The sequence below is a fragment of the Terriglobus roseus genome (assembly GCF_900105625.1).
Taxonomy (GTDB): Bacteria; Acidobacteriota; Terriglobia; order Terriglobales; family Acidobacteriaceae; genus Terriglobus; species Terriglobus roseus_B.
In genome coordinates this window covers 1269911-1281644 of sequence record NZ_FNSD01000001.1, presented here as the reverse complement: position 1 = coordinate 1281644, position 11734 = coordinate 1269911, and the positions used below count along the sequence as shown (strand labels likewise).

At 56.5% G+C, this 11734-nt stretch carries 12 protein-coding genes; 7 read left to right on the top strand and 5 right to left on the bottom strand.

Going from position 1 to position 11734, the window contains the following annotated elements:
• Positions 1-109 precede the first annotated feature (109 nt).
• The 6 genes from BLW03_RS05045 (at position 110) to BLW03_RS05020 (ending at position 6019) form a co-directional block, all read left to right on the top strand.
• On the top strand, positions 110-1027 hold the full coding sequence (locus tag BLW03_RS05045; RefSeq protein WP_139285102.1) for a hypothetical protein: 918 nt from the start codon (positions 110-112) through the stop codon (positions 1025-1027).
• A gap of 140 nt (positions 1028-1167) precedes the next feature.
• Positions 1168-1611 (top strand): PA2169 family four-helix-bundle protein, encoded by a 444-nt coding sequence (locus BLW03_RS05040; protein ID WP_074652631.1) that lies wholly within the window; start codon positions 1168-1170, stop codon positions 1609-1611.
• A gap of 80 nt (positions 1612-1691) precedes the next feature.
• Positions 1692-2849, top strand: coding sequence for a glutathione-independent formaldehyde dehydrogenase (locus BLW03_RS05035; RefSeq protein WP_074652630.1), 1158 nt, complete (start codon positions 1692-1694; stop codon positions 2847-2849).
• A gap of 69 nt (positions 2850-2918) precedes the next feature.
• On the top strand, positions 2919-3773 hold the full coding sequence (locus BLW03_RS05030; RefSeq protein WP_074652629.1) for an alpha/beta fold hydrolase: 855 nt from the start codon (positions 2919-2921) through the stop codon (positions 3771-3773).
• Positions 3676-4479, top strand: a complete 804-nt coding sequence (locus BLW03_RS05025; protein ID WP_348270829.1) for an alpha/beta fold hydrolase — start codon at positions 3676-3678, stop codon at positions 4477-4479. Before BLW03_RS05030 ends, BLW03_RS05025 begins: the two co-directional genes overlap by 98 nt.
• A gap of 439 nt (positions 4480-4918) precedes the next feature.
• Positions 4919-6019: an L-dopachrome tautomerase-related protein gene (locus BLW03_RS05020; RefSeq protein ID WP_212733139.1), complete on the top strand. Its 1101-nt coding sequence runs from the start codon at positions 4919-4921 to the stop codon at positions 6017-6019.
• Positions 6020-6096: 77 nt separating this feature from the next.
• Here BLW03_RS05020 and BLW03_RS05015 read toward each other — a convergent pair whose 3' ends face one another.
• The 5 genes from BLW03_RS05015 to BLW03_RS04995 form a co-directional block, all read right to left on the bottom strand.
• On the bottom strand, positions 6097-6315 hold the full coding sequence (locus BLW03_RS05015; protein ID WP_212733138.1) for a hypothetical protein: 219 nt from the start codon (positions 6313-6315) through the stop codon (positions 6097-6099).
• 113 nt (positions 6316-6428) lie between these two features.
• Positions 6429-7424, bottom strand: coding sequence for an SDR family oxidoreductase (locus tag BLW03_RS05010; protein ID WP_074652627.1), 996 nt, complete (start codon positions 7422-7424; stop codon positions 6429-6431).
• A 70-nt stretch (positions 7425-7494) separates the two neighbouring features.
• Positions 7495-8601 (bottom strand): NAD(P)-dependent alcohol dehydrogenase, encoded by a 1107-nt coding sequence (locus tag BLW03_RS05005; protein WP_083350697.1) that lies wholly within the window; start codon positions 8599-8601, stop codon positions 7495-7497.
• A gap of 152 nt (positions 8602-8753) precedes the next feature.
• A complete protein-coding gene (locus BLW03_RS05000) occupies positions 8754-9839 on the bottom strand; it encodes a catalase family protein (RefSeq protein WP_074652625.1) in 1086 nt (361 codons plus the stop codon).
• Positions 9840-9937: 98 nt separating this feature from the next.
• On the bottom strand, positions 9938-11062 hold the full coding sequence (locus tag BLW03_RS04995; protein ID WP_074652624.1) for a catalase family protein: 1125 nt from the start codon (positions 11060-11062) through the stop codon (positions 9938-9940).
• A gap of 181 nt (positions 11063-11243) precedes the next feature.
• Here BLW03_RS04995 and BLW03_RS04990 point away from each other — a divergent pair, with 181 nt between their 5' ends.
• Positions 11244-11663, top strand: coding sequence for a winged helix-turn-helix transcriptional regulator (locus BLW03_RS04990; RefSeq protein ID WP_074652623.1), 420 nt, complete (start codon positions 11244-11246; stop codon positions 11661-11663).
• Positions 11664-11734 lie beyond the last annotated feature (71 nt).

Genomic DNA, 11734 nt, shown 5'->3' with positions numbered 1-11734 from the left:
CATGCCCATCCGAAACCCGCTTGCTCAAACCTGTGCACTGGCTTTCACGCTCCTCTCTGCCGTTCCGTCCTGTGTAACGGCCCGTGCACAGTCCAGGAATAGCCTCCCCGTGCCTGACCCGGCGCTCGGGATCGCGCAGGGAACGCTCCCCATCCTGCCCGGCTGGCGGGGCGAGGCCCACATTGACCGCACCAGCGATCCCCTGAGCTATGCCATCGGCACCCTGACCGCAGACCTCCGTAGCCCCGATGGTTCGTCGAGTATCCAGATGTTGGCCGTGCCGTTTCATACACTCAACGTGAGCCCGCAACTAGCATCCGCAATGCCTGGTGATCCCGCCCGGCAGCGCAATGCGGCCTTGCTTCGCTTCACATCTACTGCCGATCTGCTTAAGCAACACATCCTCCCGGCTCTTGGGCTGGATGGGCGAACAGCGCATTACGAGTCGATGGAGGAAGAGGCGAGAAGACGCATGCGGGAGCAATCTCAAACGCCTGGCAATATCTTCGACAGGGCTTTCGCGCTGCTCCAAGCAAATGGCAAGGAGGTAGCCGTGTATGCACAAACGATGGGTGGCGGGGCGGGCACCCCTCGCGAGGTTACATCCACGACCATCCTCGTGTGTACCGCACCCATTGGCAAAGCGATGTCCGTACTGCAAGCCCAGGAGAATCTATCGACGATGCCGCCTAGCGGAGCATGGCAGCAGGCGAACGAGCGCTACCTTGGCGAATGGCGGCAGGCATTGCAGGAGAAGGCCGCCCGCTCCACTAGGGAATTTGAGCGGGACAATGCCGCCATCATCTCTATGGGTCACGCCAACATCGTGGAAATGCAGGCCCGTGGCGCGGCCCGGGACCGTGCCTTCGTGGAACACGAGCAGCAGATCTCAGACCATGGTGCCATGTTCCGCGGATACCTCTCTGGCACGAGCACCACGTTCAAGTGGTGCGGAACGGGCGGCGCAACAACCTACACGGTAGATGAGACTAGAGCGCCCGCCGCAGGCTTTCGGCGGTGTGACTGATTCATCGCACTATACAGAATGCGACTTATCGGACGTAAGTAATAGATAACAAACAATTTGTGTAGTTTTTCCCAAGCGCGTTTTCCTCCTAGGCCACCTTCTCAGCCCAAGAACCCTCTCACGACTTGTGGTGTTCAAACATGGCAGATGGTTTCAGCACAGTCAAGACAGTAGTTCAGGTTCTGAATGACGGCGAAAAGGGTTTTGCTGATCTTGGAGAAAAGATAAAAGACCCCTCCATCAGTTCGTTCTTCATAAAGGAATCGGCGACTCGCGCGGAGTTTGCGAAGGAACTTGAGGCAGAGCTGGCGCTTGTAGACGGCGACACAAAGGGCATCGGCGGGACGGCTTCTGGAACCCTTCACCGCACTTGGGGCGACATAAAGGCCAGCCTCGGCGGCGGCGATCACACGCTGCTTGAGACGGCAGAGCAGGGTGAAGACGCGGCTAAGAAAGCGTATAAGGAAGCACTCGAAGGCGAGCTTCCCTCTGCTGCAATCCAGGCGCTCCTTCTGAAGCAGCAACCCCACATTCAAGCCTCCCACGATCAGGTGAAGGCCTTCCGCGACAGCACGAAGTCCTAAGAAATGGGTCCAATACAAAGGGCCACGGTTTTGCCGTGGCCCTTTGAACGTTGCAAACAACTTGAGACCAGGAGAGAAGCATGAAAGCACTTGTCTATCACGGCCCGAAGAAAGTGTCGGTCGACACAGTTCCCGATCCAAAGATCGAGAAGCTGACCGACGTCATCATCAAGCTCACGACCACGAACATCTGCGGCTCTGACTTGCACATGTACGAAGGCCGTACCGACGTAGAGAAGGGCAAGATCCTCGGTCACGAAAATCTCGGCGAAGTCGTCGAGGTCGGCAAAGCTGTCGATACCGTCAAAATGGGCGATAAGGTCGTCCTCCCATTCAACATTGGCTGCGGCTTCTGCGCCAACTGTGAGCGTGGACTCACTGGCTACTGCCTCACCTGTGCGGACCCCAAAGTGATGCCGGGCATGGCTGGAGCCGCCTACGGCTTCGCCGGCATGGGACCTTACCAGGGTGGGCAGGCTCAATATCTACGTGTGCCGTACGCCGACTTCAACTGTCTGCAGCTCCCACCGGATGTTGACGAGAAAGAAAACGACTATGTCATGCTCTCGGACATCTTTCCGACGGGGTGGCATTCCACGCGGCTCGCCAACCTGGAACCCGGTCAGTCCATCGTAATCTACGGCGCGGGCCCAGTCGGTCTCATGGCCGCGATGTCGGCCCGCATCCAGGGCGCAGCCCAGATCTTCGTCGTTGACGGCCAGGAAGATCGTCTTGCGCTCGCGAAAGAAATCGGTGCGACTCCGATCAACACCAAGGACGGCGAGATTGGCGATCAGATCCGCGAGGCCACTGGCGGCTGGGGAGCCGACTGCGGGGCTGAATGCATCGGCTACCAATGCCACAACTCAAAGGGCAAAGAAGTCCCCAACCTCGTCATGAACTCGCTCGTTGATGCGGTGAAGGCGACAGGACAGATCGGTGTTGTCGGCGTCTTCGTCCCGCAGGACCCAGGATCCGACGATAAGCTCGCCCAAAAGGGGCAGATCGCGTTCGACATGGGCAAGTTCTGGTTTAAGGGCCAGAAGATGGGAACTGGCCAGTGCAACGTAAAGGCCTACAACCGCCGTCTCCGTGACCTCATTCATCAGGGCAAGGCTAACCCGTCGATCATTATCTCGCATAGCCTGCCGCTGTCAGAGGCACCGGACGCCTACAAGCACTTTGACAACCGCGATCACGGTTGGACAAAGGTGATTCTTAAGCCAAACGCCGCTTAGCACTCTGGCTGGTGACAGTAGGTCGTCACCAGCCATTCACGAGACCGCACAACGCAAAGGGAGTCATCAATGGCATACGTAGTGACAAAAGACGGGACAGAGATCTTTTTTCGAGATCTGGGAACGGGAAAACCAGTCGTACTGATTCATGGATGGCCACTCAGCGGCGATTCCTGGGACAAGCAGGCGAACTTTCTGGCTGAACATGGCCTCCGGGTCATTGACTATGATCGGCGCGGCTTCGGCCGCTCGGGACAGCCGTGGTCCGGGTACGACTATGACACGCTTGCATCCGATCTGAACAAGCTCATGGAAGAACTCGACCTCAGAGACGCGACGCTGGTCGGCTTTTCGATGGGTGGGGGAGAGGTCGTGCGCTACCTAAGCCGTTATGGAACCTCGCGCGTGTCTAAAGCGGTCCTGGTCTCTGCGGTTACCCCCTACCTGCTGAAGACGAGTGACAATCCCGACGGCGTTGATCCGAAGGTCTTCGAGGAGATTGAAGAAAACCTACGCAAGGATCGCCCAGCGTTCCTCAACGAGTTTGGGCCCAAGTTTTATGGAAGATCTGTCGTTCACCACACCGTGTCGGAGCCGGTCCTGGAGTGGACCCAATCCATGGCACTGATGGGGTCTCTTCGCTCCACGCTGCAGACAGCCAAGTCCTGGTCGTCAACCGATTTTCGTGAGGAGATGAAGAGCATCACGATTCCTGTTCTCGTCATTCACGGGACGAGCGATAACACCGTGCCGATTGATGCTTCAGGTCGGCGGTCTGTGAAGATCCTCCCGAATGCAACACTTACCGAGTACGACGGCGAACCGCATGGGCTTTTCCTTACGGCAGCTGATCGCCTCAATGAAGAGCTGCTACAGTTCGTCGGCGGTCCGCGAGAGCCGATCAGCACGCCAGTTCTCAGTTAATGATGTGTTGCGAGAGCCCTGCAACAAGGGCTCTCGCAAGAGGGCCACAATGTCTGTTTCAAAGATCAAGACGAAAGTGCTCCGCCAAGCGTACGAACAGAGTGGTCCTATGAAGGGTGAGCCGCTCATTCTGGTCCATGGTTGGCCAGACTCCCCGCGTACATGGGATAAGGTTCTTCCAACGTTGCATCAAGCTGGCTATCAAACGATCGTTCCATACCTTCGTGGCTATGGGCCGAGTAGCTTCCGTGATCCCTTGCTCGGTCGCAAGCCCCGTAGAACAGGCCAGCCCGTCGCGTTTGCTCAGGACATGATTCATCTAGCAGACCGTCTCGATATCAAACGCTTTCACTTCATCGGACATGATTGGGGAGCGAGGACAGGCTACGCACTCGCGGCTCTGTTTCCTAAGCGGCTCAAGTCTTTGACCGCAGTCTCCGTGCCCTTTGAACCGGGCAAAGCGTCTCCTCCGAGTTCCCGCAGGCTCAAGCGTTCTGGTACCAGTGGCTTCTTTGCACCAAGCCGGGCGAGAAGAAGTTCCGCGAAGACCCCGTTGCGTTTGGACAGGCACAGTGGAACGTTTGGAGTCCAGCTGGATGGTACAAGCAGAGTGACTTTGATGAATCCGCTAAAAGTTGGCAAGGCAAAGATTTTAAAGATGTTGTTCTTCACGGTTATCGGTCACGTTGGGGACACGCCGATCTAGATCCGCAGTATGCCGACCTGCAGTCTCGTCTTGACTTCACAAAAACGCTCGCCACTCCGACGCTCCTGTTACATGGCCGTGAGGATCATTGTGAGCTCGTAGCTACGACCGATGGATCCGAGCGTTATTCACCTCTGCTATCATCGCGTTCTGCTCGACGGCGCCGGTCACTTCCCTCAAAGAGAGAATCCTGAGTTGAGCGCAGCGATCATCCTGGAACACATACGACAAAATTAGAGCTGAGATATACGGTAGGCATGTGCCTGGTTACGCCCGCAGATAGAGCCGCATCCAACCGCTCATGAAGACTTCGTTTCGGAATGCAGTTTTAGTCCTTCCCATACTTTTTTCAGGAGCACCGCTTCTCTCTTATGGGCAGGTCCTCGCGCATGACATACCGGTAGGCCACTTAGAGCAAGTAGCCACCTTCAACGGCCCTATGCCTACCGGTGTAACGGTGTCGCGCACCAATCGCATCTTTGTGAACTTTCCCCGCTGGGGTGATGACGTGCCCTTCACAGTGGCTGAGGTGATCAACGGTAAAGCAGTCCCTTTTCCCGACCCGAAAATTAACGACTGGCCGGGAAGAAACACATCTGACCCGACCCAATATAAGGATCAGGGACAAAACGAATCACACTTCGTGTCTGTCCAGTCGGTGGTAGTCGATCCAGCTAACCGGCTTTGGGTCTTGGATACCGGTTCTCCAATGCTCAAGAACGCGCTGCCGGGAGGACCCAAGCTCGTCGCGATCGACTTGGCAACGAATAAGGTCGTCAAGCGCATCCTGCTACCGTCTTCAGTCGCGGGTCCCACAAGCTATATGAATGACGTCCGTTTCGATCTGAGAATCGGGTCGCCTGCCGGGCCGGATGGCATTCATGGCATCGCCTACATCACCGACTCCTCTGAGAAGGGTCCTACGGGCTTCGTCGTCGTCGATCTGGCTACCGGTCAATCTTGGCGCAAACTCGACGACATCGATGCAGTGAAGCCGGAACTGGGCTTTTTGATGTTCGCCGAGGGTCGACCGCTGTACAAGACAGAACCGGGGAAACCAGCGAAGCCTGGAATCTTCGCTAACGACTCACTTGCGATCTCTGCAGATGGTTCTAAGCTGTTCTTTTGTCCCGTTTCGTCGACGAAGCTCTACAGCGTACCCACCGCAGCGTTACGCGATAAGAGCCTCACGGCAGAGGCGACTGCAAAACAGGTAGCGCTGGTGACAGGCAAGGAAAGCTCGGATGGACTCGAGTCCGACGCAGGAGGTAACGTGTACTCAACCGCACCGGCCTCTGGCAGCATCCTCAAGATTAGCCCTAACTCAAACTTTGCGGGCGGCGTGGAAGTCTCAACCTTGGTACATGACCCACGTCTGCTTTGGCCCGACACGATGAGCCTCTCGGACGACGGCTACCTCTACGTGACGGCCAATCAATTGTTCAACCAGCCATCGATGCACAATGGCAAAGACTTGCGACAAAAACCGTACACACTGTTCCGTGTGAAGGTCGATGCCAAGCCTGTTCGGTTGCAGTGATCATAGATCGAAAACGCACGAACGAACGGCTGCCATTGCTGGCAGCCGTTTTCCATGGATGCGATTAAATTGGGTGATTATTCGGAGCGCATCTCGATACCGGCACACGTGAATGCAACGGGAAGAGGATTGCTTCGTTCCACCTTTGTAGAAAACGCGATCGCATTCGACATCGCTGCCGATACCGCATGTTCTTCGTCTGGACTGTCGACAGGCAGGACGAAGGTCTCTCCACCTGTAACGCCCTCAAGAGGATTAAAGCGCATAACGGTTACGTTGAACTTCTTGAGCTCCATGTCGACTCCTTTGCTATTAAGGAACGGGCACACCGTTTTCATTCAGCAGGACTGTATTGTGCAGTGACAGCCGATCAGGTACATGCTTCGGCTGTGGTCGCCGTCAAGGAGCGTTATGGCTGCCCCATGCCGCCTCCGGCACCATAGATGTTCCCGGTCGTATAGGAGGCGTCCTGCGCTGCCAGCTGGACATAGATTGAGGCAAGTTCGGCTGGCTGGCCGGCTCGGCCGAGGGGGTACTTGCCGCCGAAGTCGCGCCAGTGCTCTTCGGTCGCGCCGCCCGAGATCTGTAGTGGCGTATAGATGGGCCCTGGAGCTACACCGTTCACGCGGACTCCCTTGGGTCCGAGTTGCTTTGCCAGGGATTTCACGAAGTTCATCGTGGCTGCTTTGGTTTGGGCGTAATCGTATAGATTTGCTGCGGGGTCGTACGCCTGTTCTGAGGTTGTCGCGATGATGCAGGAGCCCGGCTTCATGCTTGGAAGAGCAGCTTTAATGATCCAGAACGGAGCATAAAGGTTGGTCTTCATCGTCCAGTCGAAGAGTTCCGTGGTCATATCCGCAATCGACTCCACCTGATGCTGGCGGCCTGCATTCGAGACAATGATGTCCAGCCCGCCCAGCTCCGAAACAGCCTGTGACACGAGCTTTTTACAGAACGTTTCTTCGCGGAGGTCGCCTGGGATCAGCACGGCCTTCCGTCCAGCTTTGCGAATCAGCATGGCTACCTCTTGTGCATCTGGTTCCTCGGCTGGCAGATAGTTGATCGCAACATCAGCGCCTTCGCGGGCGTAAGCAATGGCGGCGGCCCGCCCCATGCCAGAGTCACCACCGGTGATAAGAGCTCTGCGATTCAGCAAGCGGCCTGAACCTTTGTAGCTGGTCTCGCCATGATCGGGCGGCGGAGTCATTTTGCTTGCTAGTCCCGGCCACGGTTGGAACGGACTGGTGTAGGGCGGCTTTGGATACTTCGTCGTCGGATCAGCAACGGGCTGCGCCGTAGAGCTTGCCTGTGCCTGTGCCACGGTCGGGAGTGCAGTGGCAGCAAGCCCTGCACCGAGCGCGCCAACGAGCTGACGACGCGAGAGATGATCTGGAGAGGAAGACATCTGAATCCTTTGAGTTTCGGGTAAGGAGGTAACGTTGTTAAGGTCCGCCGCCGAAGCGGCGGGCGTTGCTCTAAGCCTCTTCGTCCTTCAGCGTCGACATGTCGATCACGTAGCGAAAGCGGACATCGCCTTTTTCTACTTCTTTGTAGGCGTCGTTAATGTCGGCAATGGCGATCATCTGGATGTCGGGAGCAACGTTGTGTTCCGCACAGAAGTCGAGGACCTCTTGGGTCTCCGCGATGCTTCCGATGAGAGATCCTGCAACGCTATTCCGATGGGAGGCAGTTTGCATGTTGTTGATTGGCTCAAGCGGACCGAGATCACCGCAGATCGCCATCGTGGCGTCACGCTTCAGCAGCGGCAGGTAGGGGTTCAGGTTGTGTTTCTCGGGCACCGTGCTCAGGATGAAGTCGAAGGTCCGGGTGAGGGGATTGGTCGGATCGACTTCCTCCTTCAAATCCTTCTCCATCACCGCAGTTGCGCCGAGCCGGATTGCTTCGTCTTGTTTCTCCTCGGTGGTCGTGAAAAGGACGACAGTGGCGCCCATAGCGACGGCGATCTTGGCTGCGATGTGGCCCAGCCCGCCGAAGCCGACGATGCCTACCTTACTGCCGGCTTTGACGCCCCAGTGCTTCATTGGAGAGTAGGTCGTGACTCCCGCGCAAAGCAGAGGTGCTGCTGCTTTCGGATCAAGCGAGGCCGGGATTTTCAAAACGAAGTCTTCGGGCACGACCACCACATTTGAGTAGCCGCCAAAGGTATTCTCGCGGCCATAGTGGTTCTGCTCGTCGGCAGCCTTCTTTGCAGGCACCATGGGACCGTTGTACGTGGCAAGCCAACTGTTCGGTCCCTCACAGTAATTCTCGTCGCCGGATCGGCATGGCTCGCATTCGCGGCAACTATCGATCATGCAGCCGACTCCGACCAAGTCGCCGATCTGGTGAGTCGTTACAGAATCGCCGACAGCGGTCACACGACCGACGACTTCATGGCCGGGCACACAGGGGTAAACGGTATTCCCCCACTCGTTCTTGACTTGGTGAATGTCCGAGTGACAGACCCCGCAGTACAGCACTTCGATGGTGACTTCGTTTGGACGCGCATCTGGACGTTCGAATTTGTAGGGCTTGAGGCCTAGGAAAGAGTGGTTTGTTGCATAGCCAATAGACGGAATCACAGACATTGCTCCAGTTATGTAGGTTTCGTTCGGGGGATGGGAGACGGAGAGCAACAACTCGGATAGTCCCGGTTCGTAGCGGCCCAGCAGCTAGGACGCGATTTGCAGGTAAAACGGATGTGCGCAGTGAGTTGCGCACATCCGTTTGATTGCTAGGAGGGTACTTCCTCAAGGCTGGTCGGCACTTCGGCCGTCCTTCCGTTGTCCGCCAAACGGCGAGCGGCGAGCAGACCATAGACAAACAGGCGTGCCCGGTTGATGCTGCCCAAGGGACGATGCGCGGCAAGGGCGTGCGCTGGGGAGAACGTCAGGTCTTCGAAGTAGCCGTCTTTCGCCGGGTCCCAGGCGGTCTGCGGTGGTATCACCAGGTGAGCGACTGTCTGGTACTGTGAGGCGGTCTCGGACCACTCTGCTTGAGCGTTCTCAATAGGCATATCTTCAAGACCTGTGTTCAGCTGTACGCGAAGATCGAACTCAGCCGGATTGGTCCGGAAGAACTCATTCATCGCGTCGCGCAGTGCATCAGGCGTCTCGGGGTCGAACGGTTGCTGCTTGAGCGCTTCCAGAGCAGGCGATGCTGGAAAAAAGCCCAGCTTTGCCACGTACTCTCCATAGCGGAACGCTGTTTGCGAGAAGTATTCTTCGGCTGCCGGATGAACGACGGGATGCCCATAGAACGCCAGCTTCTCGGAATTCGCGCCGACAGCGTTTAGAGCCGCGTTGGTCGCCCTTGCGACAGTCGATACTGCACCCTTGACGCTGTCTGAAAGCTTTGGGGCGATCTCGGCATTCGGCTTGAACGCCTGCAGAAACTCCTTCATGCCGCCCGCCAGAAACTGCTTGCCGACATCGAAGACAAAATCCTGGGTCTCGCCCACATGGCCGTCGAGCTTAGCCCCCTTAACGCCCAGAACCTTAACCGACATACCGCGATCGGTCGACAGTTTGGAATCGTCCAGAAGCTCACCTGGTGCCTGTGCCATGCGGATCAGCACTTCGTAATGGCCAGGCTCCGCGAACAGGCCCTGCGCCAATTCTTGAGGCAGACCGTCTTCGATGATCAGTTTACCTTTTAAGAGACCATGCGCTTTCGCGTGCGAGATGCGTACGGAACGGCCGTATTTTTCACGCGCCAGCTTCAGACCGTCTGTCATCACATCCGCAATCTTTTGCTTCGTTTCGGCTTCGTCAGGAGCTATCGTTTCGACATCGTCACGGTACAAGAGGTAATTCGGCATAGCTATGTACACTCCTGGGGTTTTCAAGGGTTTTCTCGGCCAAGTCCGAGAGTGAGATGCAATTTGCGATATTTTGCCAGCTAATGAAGCGCTTCAGTTTAGGCTGGCACTTCAGAAATATCCGAAGGTTCGGATCGCACTCGGTCGTTCCGCTGAGCTCTGTACTTGATCGCTTCCTCGTAAGCCTTAAGTCGAGACCGCATGATGCCGCCCAGAGGGCGATGCGCTTCGAGAGCATGCCAGGGACTGAAGGAGAGCCTTTCGTCGACAAAGAGCTGACGCGCGTCAGAGTACGTGTTTTGGGGGGCTACGGTGATGCGTGCAACTGTCTGCCAAGGACTCTTGTCCTCCGGCCACTTCTTATCGGCAGCCTCGATTGGAAAGTCCTTGTCTTTCTCCTCTGCGCTTGGATCATCGGGGACGAGCGCAAGCTGTACCTTGACGTCCCACACAGCGGTTTCGTGCCTGAACAACTGCTTAATGATCTCCTCAAGCGCGTTATAGTCCGCGCCGAGATCGACAGACTTACCGGTGAGCTCTTTCAGATTCTCGGACCCTGGCGCGAAACCGACCTTCGCGACGTAATTTCCGTAACGTAGGGGGGCAACCGTTGAAAAGCTTTCACCTAGGATATGCGTAGCAGACGCACCAATACCCTCAAGGGTGGCGGACGGAAGGTTCACGGCCTTGAGCACGGCATTCGTAGCGCGAGCTGCGACGGAAACTGCATGCTTGACACCTTCGGGAGTATCCAGGTTCGTATCGAAGGTCTTGATTTGCTCAAGAAAACCCTTGGGGTCCGGTGCAGTGAATGCGTTCGCATTGATGCAAACAAAGTCTTGCGTCGTCCCTTCGCTGTGGTTCGAAACCTTGGGACCCTCCACGTTAAGAATCTTGATGGCGAGGCCGCGGGGGCTAGAGACGTTATCGGCGAGCAAATCTCCCGGGTTGGTCGAGAAACGCATAATCACCGGGTATGAGCCAACCCGTCCAAAGAGGCCTTGGGCCAGCTGTTCCGGAAGGTCCGGCAGAACGTCGAGCGTCCCGACGAGGACACCATGAGACTTGGCATGGACCGGGCGATAGGCGTGCCTGTACCTCGTAGCCATGTGACGCGTGATGTGTTGCATCGTGCGTGAGAGTTCGTCGAAGGTGACATGCTCATCAGGAGCAACGGTCTCTACCTCGGGGCCATAAATGAGATAGTTGGCATCTGTTTGCATCGAATCTCCTAAGCTGCCGATTAGGGCAGGGAAGTGAGTCTGACTTCTTTGGCGAAAGTGGTTGGAGCCTGGTGTTCTGGCACAATAGCTCACGCCGTAGCCGGTTGGTTTGATGCAGGGACACGGATTAGTCGCGTGGAGCCGACCTGCACGCCCTCAAGCCTAGGCATATACTGCAACTATGGCAAGAACGCACGAGAAAGTAAGGTACCTACCAACAAGTAACCTTCCTGAGAGTCCCGGCCATACCAAAGATGATTGGTCTGCGGATGCTGCGGAAGAGGCCTTTAAACTCCTTGAGGGACGATGGAAGATGATGATCGTCTTTCACCTGTTCGATAAGACTTGTATGCGCTTTTCAGAGTTGGAGCGCGCCATTCCACTTGTCTCGCAGAAGATGTTGATCCAGCAATTACGCGATCTCGAATCGAAAGGCATCGTCACGCGCATGATCTACCAGGAGGTTCCGCCGCGAGTAGAGTACAGCTTGACGGATCTGGGGAAAGCTCTGCGTCCAGCGTTGCGGGAATTGGTGCAGTGGGCGAATTTACGCAGGAAAACTTGGCCTTTTAAAACGACCAAGGTTGCCGAGCTTTCCTAGCTAGCGAAGCGGATCAGCATTCTGCCTAGAGTAGCGTCTGCCCAAAGCCCTGCTGGAATACAACTAGCACG

Coding starts and splice junctions, on each gene's coding strand:
- BLW03_RS04995 (WP_074652624.1), bottom strand. CDS start 11,062: ATGCAAACAGATGCCAACTATCTCATTTATGGCCCCGAGGTAGAGACC.
- BLW03_RS05015 (WP_212733138.1), bottom strand. CDS start 6,315: ATGGAGCTCAAGAAGTTCAACGTAACCGTTATGCGCTTTAATCCTCTT.
- BLW03_RS05010 (WP_074652627.1), bottom strand. CDS start 7,424: ATGTCTTCCTCTCCAGATCATCTCTCGCGTCGTCAGCTCGTTGGCGCG.
- BLW03_RS05040 (WP_074652631.1), top strand. CDS start 1,168: ATGGCAGATGGTTTCAGCACAGTCAAGACAGTAGTTCAGGTTCTGAAT.
- BLW03_RS05020 (WP_212733139.1), top strand. CDS start 4,919: ATGCCTACCGGTGTAACGGTGTCGCGCACCAATCGCATCTTTGTGAAC.
- BLW03_RS05000 (WP_074652625.1), bottom strand. CDS start 9,839: ATGCCGAATTACCTCTTGTACCGTGACGATGTCGAAACGATAGCTCCT.
- BLW03_RS05025 (WP_348270829.1), top strand. CDS start 3,676: ATGGGCTTTTCCTTACGGCAGCTGATCGCCTCAATGAAGAGCTGCTAC.
- BLW03_RS05030 (WP_074652629.1), top strand. CDS start 2,919: ATGGCATACGTAGTGACAAAAGACGGGACAGAGATCTTTTTTCGAGAT.
- BLW03_RS05035 (WP_074652630.1), top strand. CDS start 1,692: ATGAAAGCACTTGTCTATCACGGCCCGAAGAAAGTGTCGGTCGACACA.
- BLW03_RS04990 (WP_074652623.1), top strand. CDS start 11,244: ATGGCAAGAACGCACGAGAAAGTAAGGTACCTACCAACAAGTAACCTT.